Source organism: Peribacillus saganii, from assembly GCF_003429095.1.
Lineage (GTDB): Bacteria > Bacillota > Bacilli > Bacillales > DSM-1321 > Peribacillus > Peribacillus saganii.
The window spans coordinates 1-26,941 of sequence record NZ_QVTE01000027.1 but is presented as its reverse complement, the minus strand read 5'-3'; the positions used below and the strand labels follow the sequence as shown (position 1 = coordinate 26,941).

General features: G+C 38.2%; 31 protein-coding genes and 1 pseudogene. 4 read left to right on the top strand and 28 right to left on the bottom strand.

Annotated features, from left to right (window positions below):
- Positions 1-26 precede the first annotated feature (26 nt).
- From D0469_RS10060 to D0469_RS10015, 10 genes and pseudogenes are all read right to left on the bottom strand, one after another.
- Positions 27-602 carry a sulfurtransferase TusA family protein gene (locus D0469_RS10060; RefSeq protein ID WP_117326613.1) on the bottom strand — a complete coding sequence of 192 codons (576 nt, stop codon included), beginning with the start codon at positions 600-602 and terminating at the stop codon, positions 27-29.
- A 56-nt stretch (positions 603-658) separates the two neighbouring features.
- A complete protein-coding gene (locus tag D0469_RS10055) occupies positions 659-955 on the bottom strand; it encodes a rhodanese-like domain-containing protein (RefSeq protein WP_117326612.1) in 297 nt (98 codons plus the stop codon).
- Positions 956-979: 24 nt separating this feature from the next.
- Positions 980-1,339 carry a rhodanese-like domain-containing protein gene (locus D0469_RS10050; RefSeq protein ID WP_117326611.1) on the bottom strand — a complete coding sequence of 120 codons (360 nt, stop codon included), beginning with the start codon at positions 1,337-1,339 and terminating at the stop codon, positions 980-982.
- A gap of 54 nt (positions 1,340-1,393) precedes the next feature.
- Complete coding sequence (locus tag D0469_RS10045; RefSeq protein ID WP_117326610.1) at positions 1,394-1,876, bottom strand: DsrE/DsrF/DrsH-like family protein; 483 nt, start codon at positions 1,874-1,876, stop codon at positions 1,394-1,396.
- Between the two features lie 36 nt (positions 1,877-1,912).
- Positions 1,913-2,140: a sulfurtransferase TusA family protein gene (locus D0469_RS10040; protein WP_117326609.1), complete on the bottom strand. Its 228-nt coding sequence runs from the start codon at positions 2,138-2,140 to the stop codon at positions 1,913-1,915.
- 131 nt (positions 2,141-2,271) lie between these two features.
- Complete coding sequence (locus D0469_RS10035; protein ID WP_117326608.1) at positions 2,272-2,532, bottom strand: metal-sensitive transcriptional regulator; 261 nt, start codon at positions 2,530-2,532, stop codon at positions 2,272-2,274.
- Positions 2,522-2,887 (bottom strand): sulfurtransferase, encoded by a 366-nt coding sequence (locus tag D0469_RS10030; protein ID WP_117326607.1) that lies wholly within the window; start codon positions 2,885-2,887, stop codon positions 2,522-2,524. Before D0469_RS10030 ends, D0469_RS10035 begins: the two co-directional genes overlap by 11 nt.
- Positions 2,888-2,979: 92 nt before the next feature.
- Entirely contained in the window at positions 2,980-3,399 is a 420-nt protein-coding gene (cymR, locus tag D0469_RS10025) for a cysteine metabolism transcriptional regulator CymR (protein WP_117326606.1), read from the bottom strand.
- A gap of 323 nt (positions 3,400-3,722) precedes the next feature.
- Positions 3,723-4,139 (bottom strand): annotated as a pseudogene (locus D0469_RS21620) (MBL fold metallo-hydrolase); the annotation flags it as partial.
- A gap of 75 nt (positions 4,140-4,214) precedes the next feature.
- A complete protein-coding gene (locus D0469_RS10015; RefSeq protein ID WP_117326635.1) occupies positions 4,215-4,601 on the bottom strand; it encodes a DUF302 domain-containing protein in 387 nt (128 codons plus the stop codon).
- 377 nt (positions 4,602-4,978) lie between these two features.
- Here D0469_RS10015 and D0469_RS21615 point away from each other — a divergent pair, with 377 nt between their 5' ends.
- A complete protein-coding gene (locus D0469_RS21615; RefSeq protein ID WP_233523015.1) occupies positions 4,979-6,160 on the top strand; it encodes a redoxin domain-containing protein in 1,182 nt (393 codons plus the stop codon).
- Between the two features lie 707 nt (positions 6,161-6,867).
- Here the strand turns inward: D0469_RS21615 and D0469_RS21090 are convergent.
- From D0469_RS21090 to groES, 12 genes are all read right to left on the bottom strand, one after another.
- Positions 6,868-7,008, bottom strand: coding sequence for a hypothetical protein (locus D0469_RS21090; RefSeq protein ID WP_158553412.1), 141 nt, complete (start codon positions 7,006-7,008; stop codon positions 6,868-6,870).
- 97 nt (positions 7,009-7,105) lie between these two features.
- Complete coding sequence (locus D0469_RS10005) at positions 7,106-7,729, bottom strand: stalk domain-containing protein (RefSeq protein ID WP_117326605.1); 624 nt, start codon at positions 7,727-7,729, stop codon at positions 7,106-7,108.
- Positions 7,730-8,021: 292 nt separating this feature from the next.
- Positions 8,022-8,420: a phage integrase SAM-like domain-containing protein gene (locus tag D0469_RS10000; protein WP_117326604.1), complete on the bottom strand. Its 399-nt coding sequence runs from the start codon at positions 8,418-8,420 to the stop codon at positions 8,022-8,024.
- Between the two features lie 577 nt (positions 8,421-8,997).
- Positions 8,998-9,276: a hypothetical protein gene (locus D0469_RS21985; RefSeq protein ID WP_325048945.1), complete on the bottom strand. Its 279-nt coding sequence runs from the start codon at positions 9,274-9,276 to the stop codon at positions 8,998-9,000.
- 223 nt (positions 9,277-9,499) lie between these two features.
- Complete coding sequence (locus tag D0469_RS09990) at positions 9,500-10,834, bottom strand: MATE family efflux transporter (RefSeq protein ID WP_117326633.1); 1,335 nt, start codon at positions 10,832-10,834, stop codon at positions 9,500-9,502.
- A 471-nt stretch (positions 10,835-11,305) separates the two neighbouring features.
- Complete coding sequence (gene nikE, locus D0469_RS09980; protein ID WP_117326602.1) at positions 11,306-12,154, bottom strand: nickel import ATP-binding protein NikE; 849 nt, start codon at positions 12,152-12,154, stop codon at positions 11,306-11,308.
- A 34-nt stretch (positions 12,155-12,188) separates the two neighbouring features.
- Complete coding sequence (gene nikD / locus D0469_RS09975) at positions 12,189-13,019, bottom strand: nickel import ATP-binding protein NikD (RefSeq protein WP_117326601.1); 831 nt, start codon at positions 13,017-13,019, stop codon at positions 12,189-12,191.
- A gap of 21 nt (positions 13,020-13,040) precedes the next feature.
- Complete coding sequence (gene nikC, locus D0469_RS09970) at positions 13,041-13,871, bottom strand: nickel ABC transporter permease subunit NikC (RefSeq protein ID WP_117326600.1); 831 nt, start codon at positions 13,869-13,871, stop codon at positions 13,041-13,043.
- Complete coding sequence (nikB, locus tag D0469_RS09965; RefSeq protein WP_117326599.1) at positions 13,868-14,812, bottom strand: nickel ABC transporter permease subunit NikB; 945 nt, start codon at positions 14,810-14,812, stop codon at positions 13,868-13,870. The genes nikC and nikB overlap by 4 nt, the downstream gene beginning before the upstream one ends.
- Positions 14,813-14,835: 23 nt before the next feature.
- The gene (gene nikA / locus D0469_RS09960) at positions 14,836-16,458 is read right to left on the bottom strand and encodes a nickel ABC transporter substrate-binding protein (RefSeq protein WP_117326598.1); all 1,623 of its coding nucleotides are present in this window, start codon (positions 16,456-16,458) and stop codon (positions 14,836-14,838) included.
- Between the two features lie 243 nt (positions 16,459-16,701).
- On the bottom strand, positions 16,702-18,336 hold the full coding sequence (groL, locus tag D0469_RS09955; RefSeq protein WP_117326597.1) for a chaperonin GroEL: 1,635 nt from the start codon (positions 18,334-18,336) through the stop codon (positions 16,702-16,704).
- A gap of 68 nt (positions 18,337-18,404) precedes the next feature.
- Positions 18,405-18,689, bottom strand: a complete 285-nt coding sequence (gene groES / locus D0469_RS09950; RefSeq protein WP_117326596.1) for a co-chaperone GroES — start codon at positions 18,687-18,689, stop codon at positions 18,405-18,407.
- 335 nt (positions 18,690-19,024) lie between these two features.
- Here groES and D0469_RS09945 point away from each other — a divergent pair, with 335 nt between their 5' ends.
- Together D0469_RS09945 and D0469_RS09940 are read left to right on the top strand one after the other, a co-directional pair.
- Complete coding sequence (locus D0469_RS09945; RefSeq protein ID WP_117326595.1) at positions 19,025-19,759, top strand: CPBP family intramembrane glutamic endopeptidase; 735 nt, start codon at positions 19,025-19,027, stop codon at positions 19,757-19,759.
- Complete coding sequence (locus D0469_RS09940) at positions 19,756-19,962, top strand: YdiK family protein (RefSeq protein ID WP_117326594.1); 207 nt, start codon at positions 19,756-19,758, stop codon at positions 19,960-19,962. The genes D0469_RS09945 and D0469_RS09940 overlap by 4 nt, the downstream gene beginning before the upstream one ends.
- Positions 19,963-20,135: 173 nt before the next feature.
- Here the strand turns inward: D0469_RS09940 and D0469_RS09930 are convergent, their stop codons facing one another.
- Both D0469_RS09930 and moaC read right to left on the bottom strand, forming a co-directional pair.
- Positions 20,136-20,819, bottom strand: coding sequence for a redox-sensing transcriptional repressor Rex (locus tag D0469_RS09930; RefSeq protein ID WP_117326592.1), 684 nt, complete (start codon positions 20,817-20,819; stop codon positions 20,136-20,138).
- 37 nt (positions 20,820-20,856) lie between these two features.
- Positions 20,857-21,366: a cyclic pyranopterin monophosphate synthase MoaC gene (gene moaC, locus D0469_RS09925; RefSeq protein WP_117326591.1), complete on the bottom strand. Its 510-nt coding sequence runs from the start codon at positions 21,364-21,366 to the stop codon at positions 20,857-20,859.
- A 143-nt stretch (positions 21,367-21,509) separates the two neighbouring features.
- Between moaC and D0469_RS09920 the strand changes: the two genes are divergently transcribed.
- Positions 21,510-23,441, top strand: coding sequence for an ABC-F family ATP-binding cassette domain-containing protein (locus D0469_RS09920; protein ID WP_117326590.1), 1,932 nt, complete (start codon positions 21,510-21,512; stop codon positions 23,439-23,441).
- Positions 23,442-24,053: 612 nt separating this feature from the next.
- Here the strand turns inward: D0469_RS09920 and tsaD are convergent.
- From tsaD to tsaE, 4 genes are read right to left on the bottom strand one after another with little or no spacing between them, the layout of a single operon-like run.
- On the bottom strand, positions 24,054-25,073 hold the full coding sequence (gene tsaD, locus D0469_RS09915) for a tRNA (adenosine(37)-N6)-threonylcarbamoyltransferase complex transferase subunit TsaD (protein ID WP_117326589.1): 1,020 nt from the start codon (positions 25,071-25,073) through the stop codon (positions 24,054-24,056).
- Entirely contained in the window at positions 25,073-25,522 is a 450-nt protein-coding gene (gene rimI / locus D0469_RS09910; RefSeq protein WP_117326632.1) for a ribosomal protein S18-alanine N-acetyltransferase, read from the bottom strand. Before rimI ends, tsaD begins: the two co-directional genes overlap by 1 nt.
- 32 nt (positions 25,523-25,554) lie before the next feature.
- Positions 25,555-26,247, bottom strand: coding sequence for a tRNA (adenosine(37)-N6)-threonylcarbamoyltransferase complex dimerization subunit type 1 TsaB (gene tsaB, locus D0469_RS09905; protein WP_117326588.1), 693 nt, complete (start codon positions 26,245-26,247; stop codon positions 25,555-25,557).
- Positions 26,244-26,699: a tRNA (adenosine(37)-N6)-threonylcarbamoyltransferase complex ATPase subunit type 1 TsaE gene (tsaE, locus tag D0469_RS09900; RefSeq protein WP_117326587.1), complete on the bottom strand. Its 456-nt coding sequence runs from the start codon at positions 26,697-26,699 to the stop codon at positions 26,244-26,246. The genes tsaB and tsaE overlap by 4 nt, the downstream gene beginning before the upstream one ends.
- Positions 26,700-26,941 lie beyond the last annotated feature (242 nt).

The window sequence follows — 26,941 nt, the reverse complement described above, 5'->3', positions numbered from 1 at the left end:
AACCAATTCCCATTTTTATAATCAGACTAAAGATTAAGGCTAACAGAATCTCCTGTCCACTTACTCATACCCGGTAATACATTGACCACTTTCGCAAATCCATTTGCCGATAACTTTCGTGCAGCTAAGTCACTGCGGCTGCCTGTACGGCATACAATAAATATTTCATCCTCTTTGTTTAACTCATTAAGTCTGCCTTCTAATTCTCCTAATGGAATGGAGATGGCATTTGGAATATGGTTAAATGCATATTCCGCCTCTTCCCTTACATCAAGGATTACAATACTGTCATGGGATGCTATTTTTGCTTGAAGCTCTTCATTGTTGATAACGTTAGGATGCTTTTTTTCCGCCGTTTCTTCTGCCGAAGATTTTCTCAGATAATGCTTTAAGACTTCTCCCTCTTCAATAGTACCTAAGTATTGATGTCCAGTACTCTCAGCCCAAGCTTTCATGTCAGCTTTCGAACCTTTATCAGTAGCTTGAACCTCCAGTACTTGGCCCCCCTCTAACTGAGTCATAGCCTTTTTCGTTTTCACAATAGGCATTGGACAAGCTAAACCTTTTGCGTCCAGTGTAACATTTGATTTAATGGTTTCCATTAAAAAATTCCTCCTTTAACAAATACCGCTACGGGTATTGAAATGATCAAAAAATTTTACTCTTTTTTCCCTTCCCAAGCTAACATTCCACCTGTCATATTAATTACCTTAAAACCTTGACTTTCCAGAAATTGAGAGGCCCTTCCACTTCTGCCCCCTGAACGGCAGACCATAATGTATTCTTTGGATTTATCCAGTTTATGCATACGAAATTCAACTAGACCTAATGGGATGTTCACGGCTCCTGGAATTTTTCCTTCTGCCACTTCTTCGACTTCACGAACATCAATGATATTAAGCGTCTTTCCTTGAGTTAATAAAGCTTCAACTTCTTTTGCTGTTAGTTGTTCCATTTCGTTTCCCTCCTAGTAAAGTGGTTAAGACCAAGCACTCATTCCGCCTTTTACGTTCGTCACGTTATGATAACCTAATTTCCTTAACACTTCGCTCGCTTTATTGCTTCTCATTCCACTTTGACAAATGAGGATCACTTCTTTATCTTTCGGTATTTCGTTAGCTTTTCTGTTTAGTTCATGTAGCGGAATGTTTCTAAATCCATTGATGTGATTCGCCCTGAATTCAGCGGCTGTTCGAACGTCTATAAATTGTTTAGTTTTGTTTTTGAGTTCACTTCTTAATTCAGAGGTTGTAATTTGATTTACTCCCTTTGCGGGAAGCAACCGCTGCAGGAGAAAATATACTATTAGACCAATGAGCAAATAATTTAAATACTCCATTTACCTGCCTCCTTTATTATGTAGGGAACTGTTTAGTCCCCTCTTGTTATTTTTTTAGATAAATAGGTTCACATTTCCATTTTCAGCATCGGCCAGATATGCCGCTACACCTGCGTATTCAATCCCGTCTAATAATTCCTCTTGCTGAAGGCCTAACAGATCCATTGTCATCGTGCATGCAATAAGCTTAACTTCCTGTTCTTGCGCCATCTCGATTAATTGAGGCAGTGTCATCGCATTGTGTTTTTTGATGACCTCCTTAATCATCTTAGGACCCATTCCAGCAAAGTTCATTTTGGACAATCCCATTTTGTCGGCGCCGCGGGGCATCATTTTCGCAAACATCTTTTCAAGGAATCCCTTCTTTAACGTTAATGGTTCGTCCTTGCGGAGCGCATTCAAACCCCAGAATGTATGAAAGATGGTAACTTCATGGTCGTATGCTGCAGCTCCATTTGCAATAATGTATGCAGCCATTGCTTTATCATAATCTCCACTGAATAAAATAATAGTCGTTTTTTTCTTTTGTTCTGTCATTTCAATCTTCCCCCTATTTACTTTTTGTTTAAAATATTAGCCTTTTTTAATCCAAAACTTTAAAACGTTGCTTTCTTCTTCGTGTTTTAATAGTTCATTCCCGGTAGATTTGGCCCATGCTGATAAGTCAGCTTTTGCTCCTTTATCTGTAGCATGGATTTCTAGTACTTGACCTGATTCTATTTCATTCATTGCTTTTTTTGTTTTTACGATTGGCATAGGACATGCCAATCCTTTAGCATCTAATACTTTATCAGCCTTCATTTTTTCTGCCTCCAATCAAATAATACCTTTACCCCTATAGGTATATAAAAGGTTAAAAATAAAAGGGTGTCACGAGTACCCCTATGGGTATATAGTAAAATGAATAATAACACGTGTCAACCCCTAACTTTTTATCTGCTTTTAATTAGCAGTTCAACAGCTTGTTTCACAAGATGTTCGGTAGCTTCTCCTTTTTCTACATTTTCTCGAACACATTGCTCAAGATTTTGGCTCACTATAACACCCATTGTACGATCAATCGCATTACGCGCTGCCGAAAGTTGAGTTACAATCTCTCTGCAATCTTTTCCCTGTTCCATCATTCCCAATACGCCTTTTAGCTGCCCTTCAATGCGTTTTAAACGATTTATTACACTTTTATCATACTCCATGTTCTAATCCACCTTTCCCTTTACAAGGACATTCAGATATTTCATAACTGGTTACATTAAAACCTTTTCTGATTAAAAAACGAAGTCCTAAATTCAATTCCAATCTATCAGAAGCGACTACATGAATGTTACCCGGTGAAATCTCGCTTTTAAAACGTCTTAAATATGCATAAGGAATGTTAACTGATTTAGGATCTATATCATTCCCTTTGTTATTATAATCCCGTATATCTAGTATTATCGTGTTAGGATCTAACTCCCCCGTATGATTACACGGAATACTTTTCACAGGGACATATCGGTTATATAAACCCATTCCTAAAGCTAGCAATGTGAAAATTACTATAGAAATCATACCTACCACCTTTTTGCTTTCTTACTCACATAATATACCCATAGGGGTATAATGTCAAGAGATTTCATTTGAACTCTTTAAATTCGCTCTTGTTAAATATAGTACATAAATAATTCCTGTTCCTCTACATCTTCAGAATTTGTTAAATCTTCTAAAGTTGTGCTATCTAATACATTCTTAACTGCATCCCTAACGCGAATCCAAAGGCTTTGCTGAGCTGGCTCTTCATTGTCAATTCCCTCAACAGGAGTGATAGGGCCTTCAAGCACCCTAATAATTTCAGCAGCTGTAATTTCCTTTGGATTTCTTACAAGAACATAGCCGCCTTTTGCTCCGCGTATACTCTTTACAAGTCCTGCGTTTCGCAGGAGAGCGATTATTTGTTCCAGATAGGGTCCTGATAAATTACCTTTTTCAGCAATAGATTTAATTGTTAAAGGGTTGCCGCCACTATTCTTAGCTAACTGAATCATAATGGTTAAGCCGTAACGCCCTTTTGTAGAGATTTTCAATAGTAGACACATCCAAATAACCAATTATTTAACGAAATGAGTATCTTTATTCTTTCAAAGAACTAAAATAAAGTATCTTGTAACTTTCCATTAGTAAGACTATACCTAACTGGGTATATTGTCAACGCTAAAACATCATAAAATGCAAGAGATCAAAGTGTTTCTAGTGGCAGAAGAGGACTGCTTAATACAGTCTTAGATTCTTATAGATAGCCTATAATGACATTGCCAAATTCCATAGTATTATTTTTTTGCGTTGCTTTAACACCAAATGACGAAGAAAAAAGGCTACTACTAGAATTATTGCCGAAATTAACGGATAGGCATCGATTCGGCCCAAATTCCATTTCTCATTGGACTCAATTTCTGCTGACATTTTACCCATATTGGTTTGCCTTATTTGTTCATAAGGGTTTGGTTGTGGCGGAAGATTTTCCATCACCAGTCTCCTAAAGGTTTCATCGCTTTCAATGTTTAGACCATTATTTTGAGCATATAATATTCCTAATTTTCCTGAGACGCTTCCATCATTATTCATCTCTTTAATGGACATATAGTGAGCGGGCAGCATTACTAAATCGTCTGCAAGTTCTTTGTAGCGCTTAAAAAAGTGTTTTTGGTAAATAAGTTACCCAGTCATCTGCTTTACCAGCGAGATCCGGACGGCCTAGAGAATCAATGAACTAGATATCACCTGCTAAAAGGTACTGTTCATCTTTAATTAATAGGAAACTAACTATTATTTGCAATAAACATTGATTTTAACCTCCCATAACACAATGGAATAATTTTAATATTTGTTAAATTTTATTTACCTATACACTTTTATCAATACAAGCAATTAATTGTTGTTCAATATCTGCAGCCATCTCCTGTAACTCGTTTTGTTCCACCATCCGGATTAGAGCGGTTGGTTTTGGTAAACCGATTTTCGTTAAGCCTGAATCTTTATAGACAACGATCTTACAAGGCAGGAAATACCCCGCCAATTTGTTTTCTTTCAAAACACGTTCAGCCTCTTTTGGATTGCATACTTCCAGTACTATAAACTCTTCCTCCAATTGGAAACCCTTTTCATCTAGCTTATCTTTAATGTTAAAGGTCCATAATACTCCGAATTGTTCATCTTTAAGATTTTTTTCCAGAGCCTCTATCGCTTCATTCACAGGTTTCTCACTCGTAACAGTATAATGAAAATCCATATCCATTCTTCCCTTCCAATAGTTTTAAATATCAATTTTAGTTTTGTTCATCTATAATATACTCACCGGGGTATTTTACATTACCCATGGCACGATGCCTGTAAACGTATTCTTATTTTTATTCATATTCAGGATTCCAATCCACTAAAACAGGAGATTCTGATGGAAAAACAAAGGGGAAGGAATTCTTTGAAGAAGCCAGACAGTTTAATTTGGTTTTGCTAATATTTTTGGATTAAGTTCCTACAAGTTTAAAATTAATCTTTACCAAACTCGTATAGTCATAACTGAATTTGAAAGGATTGAAATGGTTAGTTAACGTAAACCTGGGGGTCTGTCTCCCTTTTTCCATTACATAGAGAAATCAGGTGAGAGCTTTGTCCTATATTAATATTGGCAACCTTACGATCCAAGCTGAATGGTTTTCAGTTTTGCTGGCTTTTGTCACATCAGCTCTTCTTTATAAGATCATCGTTCGAAACAAAATATGTGACTGGTATTGGAACTCTTTTTTTGTTTACTTCCTTATATGGAAACTTACCTATATTTTATTCAACGTAAATACTTTTTTTAGCAATCCCCTGTCTATCTTATTTTTTAACGGAGGCACAAAAGGCCATATCATAGGTATTTGCGCTGTGATTATCTATATATCAGTTATTGGAAAAAGGGGAAATCGTCAATTTTATAATGAATCATTTACTTTAGTTAGTTTGTTTTTGTTAATATATCAAACGATAATGAGTTACTTTGGAACTCAAACTGCTCACTTAGTTATCCAATCGCTGTTTTTAATGGGCTTTTTCATTTCCCTTCAGTTGCAGGTTCGAACAAATCAACTATATTCAAATCAGTTTTTCCTTTTGGTGCTGTTGCTCCAAATATTAATTAGTAGTATTTTCAAACAAGCAACTTCTGTAGAATCCTTTACATTTATATCACTTGCGGCATGTTTACTAATTCTTTCTTATAAAGGAGGACTTACGGAAATGAAAAAAAATATAGTAACGATTGCTGTCCTAGTAATTGCAGTTGCAATTATTTTAGTAAATCTCTCGAAACCAAAAATAACAGTCAGGGAAAATGATCACAGTCGTTTAACGAACAAGGAAACACAAATTACCACATCCTCGGTGGATCAGGGAGTTCCAGCTCCTGACTTCGAGTTAACATTATTAGATGGTGAAACAGTGAAACTTTCCGATTATAAGGGGAAAACGGTCATATTAAATTTTTGGGCAACATGGTGTCCCCCATGTAAAGCCGAAATGCCGCATATGCAGAATTTTTATAAAAAAAATATAAATAGAGATGTGACAATCCTTGCTGTTAATCTAACAAATCAGGACAAAGGGGAAAAAGTAATAGAAAATTTTGTGAAAGATTACAGACTCACTTTCCCTATCCCCCTCGATGAAAACGGAGAGGTTGGACAAATGTACCAAGCCATAACTATTCCTACCAGTTACATTATCAATAAAGACGGAGTTATCACAAAAAAAGTAGTGGGACCAATGGATGAAGAAACTATGACAAAATTAGTTAATGATGCACAATAAATGCAGTAAAGTTTCAGAGCCGAAAAAAGGTATAAGACAAGAGGACAGGCTCTTGTCTTATACCTTTTTTAACGGCAATGTCCTATATTATGTTCTTACACAAGTTTCTATTTCCACGAAAACCGAACGCAAGAAATGAAAAAAGAAGCTTCCCAAAAGTTTGGTCAACTCTTGAGAAGCTTCCGTTAAAATCCTCAATGTTAGTAAAATGCTGGCAAACCACTCTCATCTTACTCAAAAACCCAGTGATATCAAGGGTTGAGGGGCGTTATTATATCATGCCGCCCACTCATCTGAATATATAATTATGAAGAAACTAGTTAAAAAATCGATATCTGTTGCTTTTTAATACAATGGTAAACAAATATTTATAAACTGAATCAAAATAACACGAGGACAAAGAGCAAGTCATTTGTCCTTTTTTACATACTCCAGGAATCAATAAAATTAAACAGATGATTAGATATGATTTTTAGTTAAATAAAAACATACAGGTGATTCCAATGAGTCACATGAATGTGCTATGAAAAAAGTATCTGACCAAAATAAAAGCAGTGGACTCCATTTAGGAAATCACACTGCGGTAAATAAACCATAAAATCAATAATAAAAAATTGAACCTTCCCCGTTAAGAGACATGCGTTAGTTATTCAATTGTATTACACACATTTATAAATCATTTTCTCCTCATCGCCCCACCCACACGCTTATAAGTATCGCGCCTGGTCCCCATTACTTCTTCCCATTCCCTGGCTGCTTAACTTCTCTCCAAGCTTCTTCTTCACAGCCTGCTCGGTAACCTGAAGCTGCTTACGCTGTTCATCTGTTAAGTGATCACTTATTTTCATTCCCTTCACCTCATTTTTTTAAGGATTTAGCATTTCTCCAATAAAGCAAACAACCCCTATCTCAAAGAAGATAAGGGTTGTTTCAGATCGTATAAAATTATTGATTTGCAAATTCTTTTGATACAGGGGCAGTTTTACCATCTGAAATTGGAGCTTTAGACATATCTCCTGTAACTGGGATTTGCTCGTTTTTAGGCAATTCCTTATAAGGATCTGATTTTGGTGCCGGCTTTGATTTTGGTTGTGGCTTTAGCTTATTTACATGTATTGCTCGCTTACCTTTTTCCGTAACAATTTTTACACTATACCCCATAATCTTACTTGAAAGAAATTGTACTGGAACATATAGTGTATTGTTCTTGAAAATCGGTTTTAATTTTGCATCTACTGTTTTACCCTTTACAATTTTAGTTACAAGAGGTGTGGTCTTTCCATTTAGGCCAACGTATGTTGCGCCATCTTTCACATTAATAACCTGCTTGTTCTTAAGTTGAATTACAGACTTCTTCTCGGCGTTCAACCATGTAACTTTATCGCCCATTTTTTGGACAATGACGTTTAGAGGGACATACGTAATTCCTCCACTGTTAAATGGCTGATTTACTGGAGCTGTCATTGCTACTCCATTTACTTTAATATTTGCATAATGAGTTGCAGCTTTTACATTCATACCTGTTTGCAATAAAAAAACAATTAAGACAAGCATTAATACTTTTTTCATTTCCTACCTCCACGAAAAAACAATACATTCATAATTTACTTTGTAAATATCGACTAAAAACCTTAACCTTTAACAACCAACATGATGATTTTAGGTGATTACTTATTTTCATTCCCTTCACCTTTCTTTTGCAAAATAAAAAGCACTCCATAATGGGTGCTTAGTGCTTATTTATGATCTTGGCTTTTCAAAGCCTCCATCATGTCTAGCAAGGTACTAAAATCGGGTAACTAAAACTTTATATAACCCTACAAATCATATCGAAAAATACCAGGCTGCTAACACCCAAAACCTAACTCTTCTCTCTTTGTTTAATACGTCTGTAGAAGTTCAGCATTTGGCGTATTTGGTCATCACTAAAAACATCAATCTTAACATGTTCCTTTTGTCTTTTAACCTTTGCTGCAGGATTATGTGTAATCACTTCACATTCAACCATGTAATTAAAAAATGCTCGTATCCACATGATTTTGGTATTGATTGTGCCCGCCTTATTACCCGCCCTTGGCATTCTAAAAGATATATTGACGTACAGACTGTATGTTAGGTCTTCAACACTTACAACCTCATTCTCAATGCAATAACTTACAAATTCACCAAAAAGGGTTTTATAATTTCTAATGTTTCTCTCTGTGTTGTTCTTAAATCGTCTGTCATCCAAAAAGTCTTGATACGCAAATTTTAACAACATAAAAAACCACTCCCTAATTTTTTATAGGAAGTGGTTATTGCTATCGATATAAGTTTTTCACATGACTACTTCACAACTTAAGTGAAATCGGGTGAAAAATAGCATTAACTATTTCTCGGTTGTTCGGCTCAAAAAGCCTTACATCATGCCGCCCATTCATCTTTAAATAAAACATTAAAAAATAGGATAAAAAAAATGCTATATATCAATATTTTGCAAGGGTCCGATACAATAATTTCAAATGGGACATTATTAAGACGAGGACAAACTCGCGGACAAAAAAGCCCTTCTCCTTAGTGTAAAGGGTTCCGTTTTGTGGTGATTTTCTAAAAAAATCCACTGAAATGGCAGTCCTTTTGACAACATAACTGGCATATTAAAAAGCAAAACTCGTCCCAAAATGGCGAGTTTTCTTTGTTAAAAATTAGTCGTTCTTATTTAACTAAAGCACCCTTTAATGGAATAAGTATGGCCTGTATTCTTATAAACTAACGCATCCTTTAGAATTAAGAAACTACAACTCTAGAACCAAAGGCTTCTCCATCCATATGCTTTCCTGAAAATAACGAGGATATCTTTACAGAAGTTGCTGAGGAAGCACCCAAAGATGACAGTAGGGAAGAAGCTGATTCCCCCCAAATGCATCAGCTTCTTTATCTTGATTATCGAAAATACTCCCTGTTTGGAATTTCATTGTAATTCTCGGATTCGATTCATATACACTTCTATCTGCCACACTATTATAAATTCCCATTACACCTGTTTTTACAGTTCTAACCAGCTGCCCCTTCATCTTTTGACCATAGTTTTGAGTTTGGCCTTTTACTTCAAATAGGACACCACCGCTTCCGTTCAAGGCAAAGGAGCCTAAGGCAGTTCCAGGCGGGTCTATATAATGGTCATATAAAGAAATATTAGTAAATACTGAATCACCTTTCTCCTGAAGTGAATCATAAAGTACAACGTTTACTGAAGGGAGAAATCAAAGCGTCTTAAAAGATATATTACTATTTTTCACTGGATTGCGTTAGCAAAATTTATAAGTATTATTATTTACTAAGATAATCGAATTCTAGAGTTTAGTTTTTGTTAGTAAATTTTTCGCGAGTTAATCTGGGAATAAATAATGATAAAAAGAAAGACCGAGATAAACTAAATACGACAAACGCGATCCATAATCCATGATTTTGATATCGAGGTACAAACAACCAAAGTGCAATTAAAAAGACAATCAATGCTAAACCAATGGAATCCCGGATAGATTTTGCTTCAGTAGCACCAGAAAAAATCCCTTCTAACTGCAAACCCCAGAAACCAAAGATGGGAAACACAAGCATCCATACTAGGAAGTCTTCTGACATTGCTTTTACTTCTGTAATTGTCGTAAATGAGGCGATTATACTTTCTCCGAAAATAAGTACGCTTAAACTCAAAAGAATGGCCGATCCTAATCCCCATTGAGCGGAAAGAGTATACGCACGCTTATAAAGGAACAAGTTTCCCCCACCTATAGCTCTACCGACCAATATACTAGAGGCATTCGCGAAACCTCCAAATAAATAAGCTATTATATAGTGAATCTGCAATAAGATAGCATTGGCTGCTAACGTAACTTCGCCCATACTTGCACCAATAGATGTAAAAATTACGGTCATCGTGAGCAAACATACAGTCCTCAGGAATAAATCTCTGTTTATTTTCATCATTTTTAGAATTGGTTCAGTTTCTAGCAACATTGATAACCTTATATGGGCTAGTTTCTCTTTATTGGTCAAATAAAGAAGCCATGCCCCTAACACAACAGCACTAACCTCAGCTATAAGAGTGGCATAAGCAACACCCTTAACTCCCATTCCTAACCCTAAAACAAAAACAAGGTCTAATATAATGTTTAAGGCATTCATCCATATTTGAGTAGCCAAAGCTAAGTGAACCTTTCCCCTTCCAATAAGCCAACCAATAATCACGTAGCTAAGCAGAATAAACGGTGCTCCCCAAATTCGAACAGAAAAATAGGTGGAAGCAAAGATGGATACCGCTTCACTTCCTCCAATTAATGATAAGGCAATGGTTAAAATGGGACCCTTTAAAAAGATAAAAAACAAGCCAAACAAGATAGCTAAAATCATTGGCCTGAGAAAGGATAATACCATTTCATTTTGATTATTCGCTCCTTCTGCCTGAGCAGTAAATCCACTTGTACTCACTCGCAGGAATCCAAGCAGCCAATACATCGTATTAAAGATAACGGCCCCAATAGCAACTCCACCTATTGAAGCCGGATCGGGAATCCTTCCAACCACAGCAGTATCGACAGCCCCTAAAATAGGTGTTGAAATGCCTGATATAATGAGTGGAATGGCCAATACTAAATACTCCCTATGGCTATAGGATATAGTTTTATTTAAGACCATTGAATCTGTTGTTGCCAATTTCATAAGTCCTCCTACTTTATGCATACTTAATCGATTGAAGCTATTGAATTTGGGCTGTTCACAATGTTCCTGCAACCTGAGCACATTTTAATCATTCGAAAGGTGAACAATTATTGTATCTGGCTATTGGGGGGGCGCACTATAATATCTGAAGGTTTTCTATCCCATAAAAAAACATTCCGCTTAAAAGAACACCTATAAATCCTAATCACAAAAAGTAGTGAGATGATTAAAAACCTAATAGCTTTAAGGATAATATCTTCCATTATGTAGAAAAAGACAGGTTTCCCTGTCCTTACCCCATACATCTTACTATCTTCCATCTTAAAGAAGATCTTCATCGCGTGGAATACATCTGCTTTTTGCTCTGAGGTTATAGTGACGGAATTTTTCGTTTTGGATGTTTTTGGAGCAGTCTTAGCATCAAATAATGATTTATTTTATCTGACTTTACAATTGCTTGGATAATCTATTTGTGTTAACCCAGTTTGCCTTCGTTGTAAGTGTACGAAAACGTGGGTGTTCAGCAAGGATGGAATCTCTTAATCGTTTAACTATAGGGTGTTTCGAGGAAAAAAACTGGTCTTTTGAATCGTAAAGCTCAATTAATTCTCCTTTTTCAAGCACACCCAAAGTATCAGAAATTAAAAAGGCTGCTTTAATATCATGTGTAATAAAAAGATAAGATAAGCCGAAGTCATCCTTTAATTCGTTTAATAATTCTAAAATTAAGCTTTGTGTAACCATGTCTAAACTACTGACTGATTCGTCAAGGACGATTAACTTAGGTTTAAGAGCAACTGCTCTAGCAATGTTTATCCTTTGTAATTGTCCACCGCTAAATTGATGCGGATATTTCTTTAAATCCTTTTCGCTTAATCCTACTCTTTCTAATAGCTCAATAATCCTTTTTCTTTGTTCTGTTATGGTTAGTTTTTCATAGTTCTCTAATGGCTCGCTGATAATACGCTCAGCTGTCATCCTGGGGTTAACAGCTGAATACGAATCCTGAAATACAACTTGCAGATCCCTTCGTATTTTTTGCTGGGTTGCTTTATCCGCATTATAAATGTCATATCCTTGAAACAGCACCTGACCTTGCTGTGGACGTTGAATCCCGAGAATTACTTTTCCTAAGGTACTTTTACCGGCTCCGCTTGTTCCGATTAAACCTAAACAGGTTCCCTCTTCAATAGCAAAGGAAATATCATTAAGAACTTTTTTTGATAGATCCTTCCCTTTAAAAAGCTTCTTAGAATTAAAGCTAAGACTTACTTGTTTTACCTGTAGCAAGCTCAATGGTTTCCACCCCTTGGAAGATTCAATGGGTTTATCATAACATATAGGTATAGGGTTGTTTCTGAGAATACAAGGTCGGCCTTGTCCTTAGCAACTTCTTTGTGTACTCATGTTCTGGATGGTCAAATAAATCAAACACATTTGCACTTTCGACAATTCTGCCATACTGCATTACTATGACATCATCTGCCATTTCTGAAATGACCCCAAGGTCATGGGAAATGAGTAAAATAGATGTCCCATATCTAGAACGAACTTTATCTAATAGACGGAGTACTAATAATTGGTTATGAAGATCGAGTGCTGTAGTGGGTTCATCCGCGATTATAACGGAAGGGTTTAAGCAAGCAGCCATTGCAATCATCACTCGTTGAAGCATACCTCCACTCAATTGAAATGGATAGCTTTTTAATAATTTATCAGGATTGGGCAAATTTACACTTTGCATAGTATCAATGGCAAGCTCCTTTGCTTGCTTTTTATTTAATGAGGAATGAGTTCTAATCGTTTCCACAAATTGATGACCAATCGTAAAAACTGGAGTAAAAGCATTCATCGGATTTTGCATAATAAAAGCAATATCCTTCCCTCGAATTTTCCGCATTTCTTTGTTTTCTAAGCCATTCAATTCTCTACCATGTAGTGTAATGCTTCCTTCAATATTCATACGTTTCTTATCGAGCAGCTGCAAGATAGACATACTTGTAATGGTTTTCCCACTACCGCTTTCCCCAACAAGACCTAGAATCTTCCCTTTTTCCATTTCAAAGTTGATATTCTGAACAAGTGTTGACAAACCTTCCGGGGTTCTTACTTGTACATGTAAGTCTCTTACATTTAATATATTTTGCTCATTTGATTTCATTATTCAACAGCCCCTTTTTTGTTAGCGGCGTTTAACCCCAAATCTTTCTGATAGTGATTCACCCAATAAATTAAATGTAATAACAACTAGCATGATCATTAAACCCGGATAAATCATTAATGCTGGGTTCGTTCTGATATATGACTTACCTTCATGAATCATCGCCCCCCACTCTGGTGTAGGGGGTTGCACACCTAAACCTAAGAAGGACATAGATGATAAATTCATAATTGCCCAACCCATTTCTAAAGTTCCCATTACCGCTAGTGATGGAAGAACATTAGGAATAATATGTTTCTTCATGATGATCCATGTGGAAGAACCACTTATTTTAGCTGCAGTAATATAGTTCTGTTCTTTCAGGCTTAGTACCATTCCTCGAATTACCCTTGCGTAATAAACCCATTGGACAAGAATTAATCCTAAAACAACTTGTTTAAGTCCAGCTCCCCAAATACCAACAAAACCTAGAACAAACAAAAGGCTTGGGATCGCCATCAAACCATCACCGAATCTCATTAACAATTGATCTACCCAACCACCTACATACCCAGATATGATACCAATTATTAAACCCATACTTAAAGCTGAAATAAAAATTAGGAAAGCAAATCCTAGCGAGATTCTTGCCCCATATAGGATACGTGAAAACGTACATCGACCTAAGTGATCTGTTCCTAGTGGGTACTCCAATGAAGGTGGTTGAAGTTTATGAGCTAAATTTACAGCTATAGGATCATTCGGTGCAATCCAAGGAGCAAAGATTGTGATCAAAAATAACAAGAACAGTATTAGAGAACAAATCACAATCACTTTTTGACTTTTTAACATATCTCGAAACTTCGCCTTCATTGGTACTGCCTTCCTTTTCTGGATATCCGCGGGTCAATATACATTTGGATAAGGTCGACTATCAAGTTGCTTATTAGAAATAATCCCGCTGCCAACAGCACATAGCCTTGAATGACAGGAACATCACGGTTAAAAATAGCGTCAATAAAATACCTTCCAAACCCTGGCCATGAAAAGACCGCCTCTACAATGATAGCTCCAGTCATCAAGTTTCCTAAATTCATTCCAAGCCCAGTAATCATAGGAGAAATAGCGATTCTTAATACATGCTTCCCCATAATAACTTTTTCATGAATTCCCCTCGTCCGAGCAAAAAGCACATAAGACTCTTGTAAATTTTCAAGAACACTTGCACGTAACAGGCGAGTATATAAAGCAATTAAAGGGAAAGCCAACGTGAGTGAAGGTAAAATTAAATGCTTCCAAGTTCCCGTACCTTCAACTGGGAAAAGGTCTAGTTTTACAGAAAAGAAAAAAATGAATAAATATCCAAGCCAAAATGATGGGATGGATGCCCCTATAAAAGAAAGAAATCGACTAAAATGATCAATTCCAGTGTTCTTCTTCATACCTGCTAAAAACCCAATGGGGATACTTACCAATATTGCAATCAAAAGACTGCCTATAGTCAGCTGAATAGTTGCAGGCATTCGAGATGTAATCTCTTCCCATACAGGTTTATTCGTAACATAAGATATGCCAAAATCAAATTGGCATATCTTAATAAGGGCATTCACATATTGAATTAGGAGAGGCTGATCTAAGCCGAACTCATGTCTTTTTTGTTCCAACATCTCATCTGTAGCTTGGATATGTGCAGCAGTAAAGTAAGCCTCAGCTGGATCCACCGGCGAAAGGTTTATCATTCCAAATGTCAGCAGAGTGGCAATAAGAAAAATTGGAATGATGGTCATTATTCGTTTCAAGACATAAGTACCCATGAAAAACTCTCTCCTGTCGCTTACTACTTTACGCTGATTCCCGTAAATGGATGTTCATCTCGGTTTGCAGGGAATGTAAAATTGGAAACATTTTTCTGATAGATTGCTATTTTCTTAATATACGAAATAGGTACAATCGAACTTTGCTCTTGTAAAGAGCCTAAAATTACCGTGTAAAGTTGTTGACGCTCGTTTTCATCCGTTGTTTGTTGAACTTCAACTATTTGGTTCATAAACTCTTCTTTGTTAGGATAGGATGAAATCACTTCTCTAAATCCAAATCCTTCTGTGACCATCATGTTTACGAAAGTATGCGGGTCATATGGAGCACCAAAGTTGCTATAGAAATTCATATCGAATTCATTAGCTTTGAATCTTTCCACTTGAGTGGTAAGCTCCACTCCTGCAATATTTAGTTTTACACCTAAGCCCAACCACTCTGACTGCAATGTTTCAGCCATTGTTTTTTGGATTATTTCAGCAGAGTTGTACATTAACTCAATTTCAAGTGGTTTCCCGTCTTTTTCACGTACAGTTTTACCTTTTGGCAACTTCCAGCCTGCCTCATCTAATAATTGTTTCGCTTTATTAACATTGTACTCAACCTTGGTCGCATCAACATTTGAAGTGTAAGGCAAGTTTGTTGGTAAGATAAAGTCAGCCTTCTCTTCCAAACCAGATGTCACGCCATCCACCATTGCCTGTTTATTAAATCCATAATGTAATGCTTGACGAACACGGATATCCGAAAGCTGTTCTTTATTCGTATTCATAACTAGTTGTCTAGTAGCAACTGGTTCAGAGATACTAGTTTCATAGGAACCATCGGATTCTAGTTGTTTAAATGTATCTATACTTATAACACCTTCACCATAAACAAGGTCTAAGTCGCCTTTTTCGAAAGCAAGGATACGTGTTTCAGCATCAGGAATGACTTTAACTTTAATTTTCTCAACACTTGGTAGTTCTCCCCAATAATCTTCGTTACGTTGAAAAACAGCAAATTCATCTACTTTATACTCATCCAATACCCATGGACCTGTACCGACTGGTTTTTCTACACCTTTTGATGTGTCATCATCTTTAGGAAAACCTGCTTCTCCTAAGAAACGGACTGGGCGAACGACAGCTAACTCCTGAATAGTAGGATAATATGGCTCTTTTAATGTTAACTTAAATGTAAATTCATTAATGACCTCTGTTTGATCAATCTTCGTTATAAATCCTAACCAACCATGCATGTCTGCATTATTTAGTATTGCATCAAAGTTTTTTTTCACAATGTCAGCATTAAATTTTGTGCCATCAGAAAATTTAACATCTTGGCGTAGGTTAAATACATATTCTTTCCCATCTTCAGAAATCTTCCAAGACTCTGCTAAATGTGGCTTGAGCTCGCCTCCATCTTGGTAGCTAACTAAAGGTTCATATATCATAGATTGAGCAAATAATTGAGATGGATTGTAGATATGCGGATTCATCTCGCCTATATCTCTAGGCCAAGCAAAAGTAATCATATTGCTACTTTCACTGGCAGAATCTGAGTTTTCTACTGATTCACTAGAACAACCAATTAAAGTTATAGAAAAAATGAGAATCATAACTGAAATAAGTAAATATCGGTTTTTATTTTTACGGTTTGACATAAAAACTTGCTCCCCTTTTCAGTTGAAAATGATAACTATTATCAATGATAAAGTTTGCAGATTTTATTGTCAATATAAATTCAAATTTCTCACAATTTAGTGAAATTTTTAATGTTTATTATTTTAGTCAGAAATAAAGAGGCTTTTCATAGTTTAGTCAACTAATGAAAAGCCTCTTTACTTTTTACATTATGTTAGTACTTTCACTCAAAAATCCTTTTATATCAAGGGTTTGAACAACTATTACATCATGCCGCCCATTCCACCCATGCCGCCCATGTCAGGCATTCCGCCGCCTGCACCAGCTGGTTCTGGCTTGTCAGCAACAACTGCTTCAGTTGTTAGGAACATAGCCGCTACAGAAGCTGCGTTTTGAAGTGCAGAACGAGTAACCTTAGTAGGATCCACGATACCTGATTCAATCATGTTTACCCATTCGCCAGTAGCAGCGTTGAAGCCTGTGCCAACTTCTTCACGCTTTAAGCGCTCAACGATTACAGACCCTTCAAGGCCAGCGTTGTGTGCGATTTGGCGAACTGGCTCTTCGATAGCGCGAAGAACAATGTTTACACCTGTTGCTTCGTCGCCTTCAGCTTGGATTTCAGCAACTTTATTGTAGATGTTTAGAAGGGCAGTACCACCACCGGCTACGATACCTTCTTCAACAGCTGCACGAGTTGAGTTAAGAGCATCTTCAATGCGAAGCTTGCGCTCTTTAAGTTCAGTTTCAGTTGCAGCACCAACTTTGATTACTGCTACACCGCCAGCTAATTTAGCTAGGCGCTCTTGTAATTTTTCACGGTCAAATTCAGAAGTTGTTTCTTCCATTTGAACACGGATTTGGTTAACACGGGCAGCGATTTTGTCCGCTTCTCCTGCACCTTCAACGATTGTAGTATTTTCTTTGGAAACAACAATCTTAGAAGCGCGGCCAAGAGAGCTGATTGTAGCGGATTTAAGGTCAAGACCTACTTCCTCTGTAATCACTTCTCCGCCTGTTAATGCGGCGATATCTTCAAGCATTGCTTTACGGCGGTCACCGAAGCCAGGAGCTTTAACAGCAACTGCATTGAATGTTCCGCGAAGTTTGTTTACCACTAGTGTTGCAAGAGCTTCCCCTTCAACATCTTCCGCAATCAATAATAGCGGCTTGCCTTGCTGGACAACTTGCTCAAGCACAGGAAGGATTTCCTGGATGCTGGAGATTTTCTTGTCAGTGATCAAAATGTATGGATTGTCAAGAACAGCTTCCATCTTGTCTGAATCAGTTACCATATATGGAGATGCATATCCGCGGTCGAACTGCATACCTTCTACTACGTCCAATTCAGTTGTGAAGCCTTTTGATTCTTCAATTGTGATAACGCCGTCGTTTCCAACACGTTCCATAGCTTCAGCAATCAATTGGCCAACTTCTTCGTCAGCTGCAGAGATAGCAGCAACTTGTGCGATAGAAGCTTTTCCTTCGATTGGCTTGGAAATAGCTTTCAATTCTTCCAAGCTTACAGTAACAGCTTTTTCAATACCTTTACGGATACCCATTGGGTTTGCGCCAGCAGTTACGTTCTTAAGTCCTTCACGGATCATTGCCTGTGCAAGAACTGTAGCTGTAGTAGTACCGTCACCTGCTACATCGTTTGTTTTGCTTGCTACTTCAGCAACAAGCTTTGCACCCATGTTTTCGAATGCGTCTTCTAATTCGATTTCCTTGGCGATTGTTACGCCGTCGTTTGTGATTAACGGAGAACCAAATTTCTTCTCAAGAACTACATTGCGTCCTTTTGGTCCAAGAGTTACTTTTACTGCATTTGCAAGGGCATCTACACCGCGAAGCATGGAGCGGCGTGCTTCTTCACTAAACTTAATATCTTTTGCCATTGTATGTGCAACCTCCCTGAATTCTTTTTAGTTTTTTAGCGTCTTTTAAGTATGTTTGAATTGAAAGCTTAGCCGATAATGGCTAAAATGTCGCTTTCACGTAAAATTAAGTATTCAGTACCTTCATATTTCACTTCAGTACCAGCATATTTTGAGAAGATAATAGTATCGCCTTCTGAAACCTCTAAAGCCACACGCTCACCATTGTCAAGTACACGTCCTGTACCAACAGCTACAATCTTGCCTTCTTGCGGCTTTTCTTTTGCAGTGTCCGGCAATACGATACCGCTTGCAGTCTTTTCTTCGGATTCAACTAGTTGAATAATAACGCGATCACCTAATGGTTTTAACAAGTGAAACGACCTCCTCATATGTGTGTAAGTTTTTCATTTATTAGCACTCACCACCGACGAGTGCTAACACCAATTATTATATTAAATAATCCATCCAAGTTTTGCAAGTATCTTGATAAAAAATTTTCTCTCTTTTTCCGAAAACGTTAGGGAATACTTACAAGGTAAGCATTTTTTATAAATTATCGGAGATTCAGTATATAGGAATGGAGTTTCATGCTGACATTTGATAACCTTTACAAGTATGGGATTAATTTTCAATCTTTATCCCGCTTTTTCAATTCACACATTTCCCATAGTTGGCGTTCATTATTTAGAAAAAGGAGACTCCATCTTTGAAGAGAGAGTACTGGCTTATCATTATTGCGTATCTTGGTATGCACTTGTCCAGCTTAATAGCTTATCCGCTGTTTATGCTAATTGGATTCATTACAGATATCCCGGCTAAAGAACTGCAGGTTAAATCCGGGGCGTACTGGATTATTATCAGCTTCTTTATCACGATAACCATTGTCCTGCTGCTGCTTCGCCGCGAAATGAAAGAAAGCCTTCATTCCCGTGATGGGGTTGCGGCATCATCAGCCGTCCTTTGGGCCATCGGGGGTGTATTTCTCGCTTTCTTCTCCCAGTATGCTGCTGGAGCCATAGAATTAGCGCTAGGAATCAAACCTGGTTCTGAAAATACTCAGCAGATCGTCTCCCTTATCGAACAGGTCCCGCTCGTTATGGTCGTCACTTCGATTGTCGGACCAATACTTGAAGAAATCATTTTCAGAAAAATTATCTTTGGGGAGCTTTATAAACGGTTTAACTTTTTTATTTCTGCCTTGCTCAGTTCGATCATTTTCGGAATTGCCCATTTAGAGCTCGTCCATATTATCTTATATTCTGCCATGGGTTTCACCTTTGCTTATCTTTATGTAAAAACAAAACGAATTTTAGTGCCTATCTTTGCCCACGTAACAATGAATACAGTTGTCGTTCTCATTCAGCTAACCTTTAAGGATGATATTGAAAAAATGATGAATGACATGGAGAAGGTACAAAGCTTTATTGGAGGGTTTTTATGAAACGTACACCCCTAACATCAGGAATTATGTACTTAATACTGGGGACATTATTTGTTTTGCTTGCCATCCAGAATGTAAATAGGACAGGATGGGGCTTTTTCTCTTATTTCTTGGTCCTGCTCGCTACCCTGGATTTTGGTTCAGGCATTCGGATGATCCTGCTCCATAGGAAAATTACCTCAATTAATAAGAAAAATAAATAATGAATAACCAAGCATAAACAGGCCCATGCTTTTTAAGCGGGCCCTGTTTGTTTTCACATGTTACACAACGCATAACGTAATAAAATAAAGAAAACTTTTGCTCCCTCAAAGTACTAGGTCTTGGCATTGGCAGTACTTCTTCCTCTGAATGAGGGGTCATTGTGCTTTTCTTATTAACGTGAAAATTCATTTTCCGCTAATATATCCTCTTCTTCTTCGGTAATCGGGTAATGCTTTAAAAAGTAAACCAGTGACTGAAGTTCTACCGCAAGGTCAATATGATGAATCCGGATCTTCTGAGGCACATTTAGTCGTGCGGGTGTGAAGTTAAGGATACCCTTTATCTTCGACTGGACTAGCCGGTCTGTGATTGGCTGCGCTACAGTAGCAGGAACAGTCAAGATAGCTACAGAAATATTGGCTTCATGCAATCTTTCCTCAATTTGATCCATATGATAAACAGGTACATCGCCTATCACATTTCCAACCTTGTGCTCATCTACATCAAAAGCTATCTCAATTTTTGTATTGTTGTTTTTCAGGAAATTATAATTCAAAAATGCCGTACCTAAATTTCCAACACCGATCAGGGCAACTTTTGTTAATTCATCCTGGTCCAGTGTTTTTCTGAAAAAGGAGAGCAAATAGTTTACGTTATATCCGTACCCCTTTTTCCCTAATGCTCCAAAATAAGAGAAGTCCCTTCTGATAGTCGCCGAGTCTACCTTCACCGCTTCACTTAGTTCAGCAGATGACACCCTTTGTTTCCCTGACGAATGAAGATTTTTCAGGAAACGATAATATAATGGAAGCCTCTTGGCCGTAGCCTGAGGTATTTTTATTTGTTCCTGGCTCATATTTCTCCCCTTACTATTCCATTATCTTTATATTTTTTCATTCTATTTGTTCGTTCTCTGCAACTTGTCGTTTATAATCAGGGCTTGAAATCCCACCTGTTTTTTCTAGCAAATAAGTTGGGCCGATAATCATTCCTTTATCTACGGCCTTACACATATCATAAACAGTTAATGCGGCAGCAGATGCAGCTGTTAGCGCTTCCATTTCAATACCCGTACTTCCTTTGGTTTTTGCTGAAGCGGTTATAATCAGCCTGTACCTATTGTCCTCTTGCTGCCAATTAAACGAAATATTTATGCCTTGAATCGGTATCGGGTGGCACATTGGAATGATAGAGGAAGTATTTTTGCAGGCCATGATTCCCGCAACCTGGGCAACGGCAAGAACATCGCCTTTTTTCATGGTTTGGTTTGTAATTTTTTCATATATTTCCCCGGTAAGCAAAATGCTTGATCGTGCACTGGCTGTCCGGACGGTCTCGGGTTTGTGGCTTACGTCCACCATCTTTGCCCTTCCTTGCTCATTAAAATGTGTAAATTCTGCCATCTTAAACACCTCTTCCTCTGATAATACACTATTTTTCCCTGTTTGTGTGTAAGTTTGCATCGTTTTTCACATATGGGCTGTCTATGCTGATAATGAATGAAATCCATGTTACACTATAATTATCGTGACCTGAGGTGAAAATAATGATTCTTTTACAAATAAATTCTATATCAAAATACTATGGCGCTGAGCTTATTTTATCCAATATCAAACTGGAAGTACAAAATAGGGACAGGGTTGCATTGGTGGGCCGCAATGGAGCCGGAAAATCCACCCTTTTAAAGATTATTGCCGGCCAGCTTTCCCATGATGGCGGCGAAATCATGAAGCCAAAAGGGGTTTCAATTGGCTATCTTGCCCAAAATACAGGCCTTGAATCCAAACTATCCATTTGGGAGGAAATGCTTACTGTTTTTTCGGGCCTTATCTCCCAGGAAAAGGAGTTAAGACGTCTGGAAGAGTCGATGGCGGATTCTGCAGTTTTTGAAAACGAGGAGCGCTACAACAGAATCCTCAAGGAATACGACGAGCTTCAGGTAAGCTTCAAGGAGAATGGCGGTTATCAATATGAAGCAGATATCCGCTCGGTTCTACACGGACTGCAGTTTGCTGAATACCCTCCATCTACCTTGATCTCCTCCTTAAGCGGCGGCCAAAAGACTAGGCTTGCCCTTGGTAAGCTATTACTGACCAAGCCTGATATTCTGATTTTGGATGAACCTACGAACCACCTGGATATTGAAACTCTTTCATGGCTCGAACAATATCTGCAAGGTTACCATGGAGGCGTATTAATTGTCTCCCATGACCGTTATTTCCTTGATAAAGTAGTCAATCAGGTTTATGAGCTTTCCCGGAATAATATTAAGAAGTTTCCAGGAAACTATAGCCGTTATCTGGAGAGGAAAGCCGAGGATTATGAGCGGGACATGAAGCAATTTGAAAAACAGCAGGAAGAAATCGAAAAGCTTCGGGATTTTGTTCAAAAAAATATCGCTCGGGCCTCAACTACTAAAAGGGCCCAGAGCAGGCAGAAGCAATTGGATAAAATCCAAGTAATGGACAGGCCCCAGGGCGATGAGAAGTCCGCTTCCTTTTCATTTGAAATAGAAAAGCAAAGCGGTAATGAAGTAATCAATATTCATGATCTAACAATCGGATATAACAGCCAGCCTGTCTCACGGGGTATTTCAATGAGAATTACAAAGGGTGATAGTATTGCCCTTGTTGGGCCAAATGGTGTCGGCAAATCAACTCTTTTAAAAACACTTATGAACTTTTTGCCTTCCTTAGGGGGCAGCTACCAATTCGGGACCAATGTAATGGTAAGCTATTATGACCAGGAGCAGGCAAAGCTAGAGTCTAATAAGAAGGTTCTAAATGAATTATGGGACGAGCATCCTTTAAAGCCAGAGAAAGAGATTCGGACAGTGCTTGGTAATTTCCTGTTTTCAGGTGATGATGTGTTAAAGACTGTTTCCTCCTTAAGCGGTGGGGAAAAGGCTAGGCTCGCTCTTGCAAAAATGATGCTGGAAAAGGGAAATCTATTAATTCTGGATGAGCCAACGAACCATTTGGATTTAGACAGCAAAATTGTCCTGGAAAATGCCCTAATTGATTATCCGGGTACCATTCTGTTTGTATCGCATGACCGTTATTTTATCAATCGCATTGCCACAAAAGTGTTTGAGCTTTCCGGGAATGGTGCTGAAGAGTTCCTGGGGGATTATGATTATTACCTAATGAAAAAACAGGAACAGGCTGAACTGCTGGAGCTTGAAAAACAGCTTAATCCTTCAGCTGTACAGCATGTTGAAGATAAGAACTCTTTCAAGATTGATAAAGAAGCAAAAAAGAAAGAACGCCAGCGGAAGCGGAGATTAGAGGAGATTGAGACTGAGATGGAGAATCTGGAGGTCATCATAAAAGAATGCAACGACCTTCTTTGTAAACCTGAAATCTTTCAAAACCACGAAAGAGTTCTTGAAATTAACACAGATTTGGAAAAATCTCAGCAACAGCTGGACCAGCTTATGGAAGAATGGGCTGAACTAGAAGAATTGGCTACAGAATAAGATAGATATATGTAAATTGAAACTGGCTATACTGATAGCCAGTTTTTTTATGATAGATTATTCACAAGAAATTCACTCTTATCCACTTTTTTATCCACATAACTTATCTTGAATTATTAACTTCCAACAGACTTTTCCACATTATCCACAAGAAAAACATTACTTATCAACATTAAGTGTACATTTGCACATAACTCTACAGCTAAAAACGAGAAGTTATCCACAAAATTTTCTGTCACTTTAAGAAAAGCGCCCATGCCCTGGTTAAAGGAACGTCGAACTAATTTCTGGCACGTCCTTTGACGCCAGGTACCTACTCAAAATCTGCTGTTTTGTTTTATGCGATGTCTCACTGGCAAAGCTTTCTTTGTCCTGTGCAAATCCGATAAGCATTAGAAAAGCCCTGAAAGAAGGCTTGTCACCTCGAGGCCGGCTAAGATCACCCCACGTCATATGGCGGCACCGGTAATAGCACGTCCTGTGAGCCGGGGCTATTTTTTCCTAAGAAAAAAAGTTGCTGGGCGCTGTAACTAGACATCTATACTTGTATTAAGGGATTAAAAAAAACCCTCCATTTTGCAATGGAAGGCTTCTGATTTAATTTTTAGCAATCTATTGGCTCTCTAGAGCCAAACCCGGGTTCCCGTTTAAATCCAGTCCGGCCCTTTTTCCTTTTTCAAAAAGTACACTGCCTGCAGCAGCGATCATCGCAGCATTGTCAGTACATAGGCTTAGTGGCGGGATAATAAGTTCGACATCTTCCATCCCGTCAAATTGCTCAGACAAAGCTTGGCGGAGTCCTTTATTGGCTGCAACTCCCCCAGCCAATAATACTTGTTTTACCTGATATTGTTGGGCAGCCTGAACAGTTTTTACTGTTAAAACTTCTATTACACTATTTTGAAAGCTGGCAGCCAAATCTTCTGGTGCAATCTTTTCTCCTCGCTGTTCCGCATTATGGAGAGTATTGATTACTGCTGATTTTAAACCGCTAAAGCTAAAATCATAGGAACCTTCCTCTAGCCAGGCCCTCGGCAGTTTAATAGAGGGCTGGCCTTCTTGGGCTAGCCGGTCGATATGCGGCCCTCCCGGATATGGAAGATTTAACGTTCGTGCCACCTTATCATAAGCCTCACCTGCAGCATCATCTCTTGTTTCTCCGATAACCTTAAATGACCCATGCTTTTCCATTAATACAAGCTCCGTATGCCCCCCTGAGACAACAAGGGAAAGCAGTGGAAATTTCATTTCTTTAATCAGCCGGTTGGCGTAAATATGGCCAGCAATATGATGAACACCAACTAACGGAATACCATGAGCAAAAGCAATTGCTTTTGCTGCATTAACTCCTATCAGAAGGGCACCTACTAGTCCTGGTCCTTCGGTTACAGCAATTGCATCAATATCATCATATTGTATATTTGCCTGATTCAGCGCTTCCTCAATAACAAGGGTCATTTGTTCAACGTGATGCCGGGAAGCAATTTCAGGAACTACTCCCCCAAAACGTTTATGGCTTTCTATTTGGGATGCCACTACATTGCTGACTATTTCACGCCCATTTTTTATTATTGCTGCTGCGGTCTCATCACAGCTCGTTTCAATTCCTAAAATTATTTGGTCTGTTTTCACTATATATTCACCCACATTACCATTGCATCTTCATGGTTATCAGTATAATAATTCTTCCTGATGCCTCCCCTTTGAAATCCCAGCTTTTCATAAAGGGATTGAGCCACCAGATTTGAAACCCTGACTTCAAGTGTCATGGTTATTACATTCATACCTTTAGCCAACTCCATCATTTTTCTAAGCAATGCTTCCCCTAGTTTTCGCCCCCTATATTCCGGCAGGACTGCTATATTGGTTATGTGCGCCTCATCAATGACAATCCAGGCACCGCAATAACCGATGATCATGCCTTCTTCTTCAAGCACAATATATACAGCATACTGGTTATGGTGCAGTTCATTATAAAAGGCCTCCCTGCTCCATGGAAGGGTAAACGACTTTCTTTCTACCACAAGGATTTGATCAATATCCTCCTCAGTCATGAAGCGAAACGATAATGTTTTTCCCATAGTTTCTTTCTCTTTCCTCATATTTTCTAACATTAGCTTCCCTGCTGTTCAAGCCACTTTGATTCAGCTTCAGCCAGGCGAATATAATTTGGGACAAATGAATGTGTATCAACAGGCTCTTTTTTCAGTCCAATAAAAGCTAATTCACTCGGCCTTGGATTTCCAAGATGCTCAGGCAAGAAGAAAGCCTGGTCACCTAAAATATTGATCAATGTTTCCCTATGAATGTTTACGTCATTTCCACAGAATAAGATGGAACGATCAAATTCTTTTAGCTTACTTGCCCAATCAGTTGACAAAATATTGATATCGTCCAGTTCTGCTACGGGATAGCCATTTTGAAACGAGTATAACCCAGTATACACTTGCCCCCTTCTGGCATCGAAAAGGGGTGAAACCAATCCATCAAAGTAACGTCCATTCGCTGCGAGCACCTCTAAACTCGATACGCCAGTCAATGGAATATTCAAAGTCCACGCAAGTGTCTTCGCGATAGTGACACCGATACGGACTCCGGTATATGATCCTGGGCCACTAGCGACTATAATTTTTTCAAGCTGGGAAGCCTTTACTCCACATTCTTTCATAAGAGTTTCTACCGCTGGCATTACCCGAACTGAATGGTTTTTTGTAAGATTGGTCATCAATTCACCAAGGACCTTTTCCCCATCAACAACGGCAATCCCAAGCGTATAAGTTGAAGTATCAATAGCTAATGCTTTCATTTAAAAAACTCCTTACATAGCTTCACATATCTTTCCCCTGCCGGCTTTAAAACAATCTTTCTGGAATCAGAGTCATGCCGATAAATGAAAATAGTCAAAAGGCTTTCAGGCAACTGTTCAGCGATAAGATGAGCCCATTCGATAACTGTTACTCCTTCACCTTCAAAGTATTCATCAAACCCAAGATCCTCTTCCTCATCAGCCAACCGGTAAACATCCATGTGGTAAAGCGGCATCCTACCTTGGTATTCTTTTATTATTGTAAAGGTTGGACTGTTTACATTTCGCTTTATGCCTAATCCGCTTGCCAGCCCTTTTGTAAATGTCGTTTTGCCTGCTCCAAGGTCTCCCTCCAAGGCAATTACATCACCAGATGCTAACTTATTAGCAAGCTTGACTGCAAACTCCCTTGTTTCTTCTTCGCCATGACAAATAATCTCAAAGTCATTCATTGTATCACCCAAAAAACAATTTTTTATTAAAAAGCCCTAGGAAAAAAGCCAATCCTAAGGAAAATTTCCATATATGTAGTTTACTCTTTTTCCGGATGATAAACAAACTATACCAAAAGATAGAACTCTTCGGTTTATAGAGAACCGAACCGAAAGAACACAAAAAAAGCGGAACTCATTCCACCTTTGCTGATTACGGGGACAGGATTTGAACCTGCGACCTTCGGGTTATGAGCCCGACG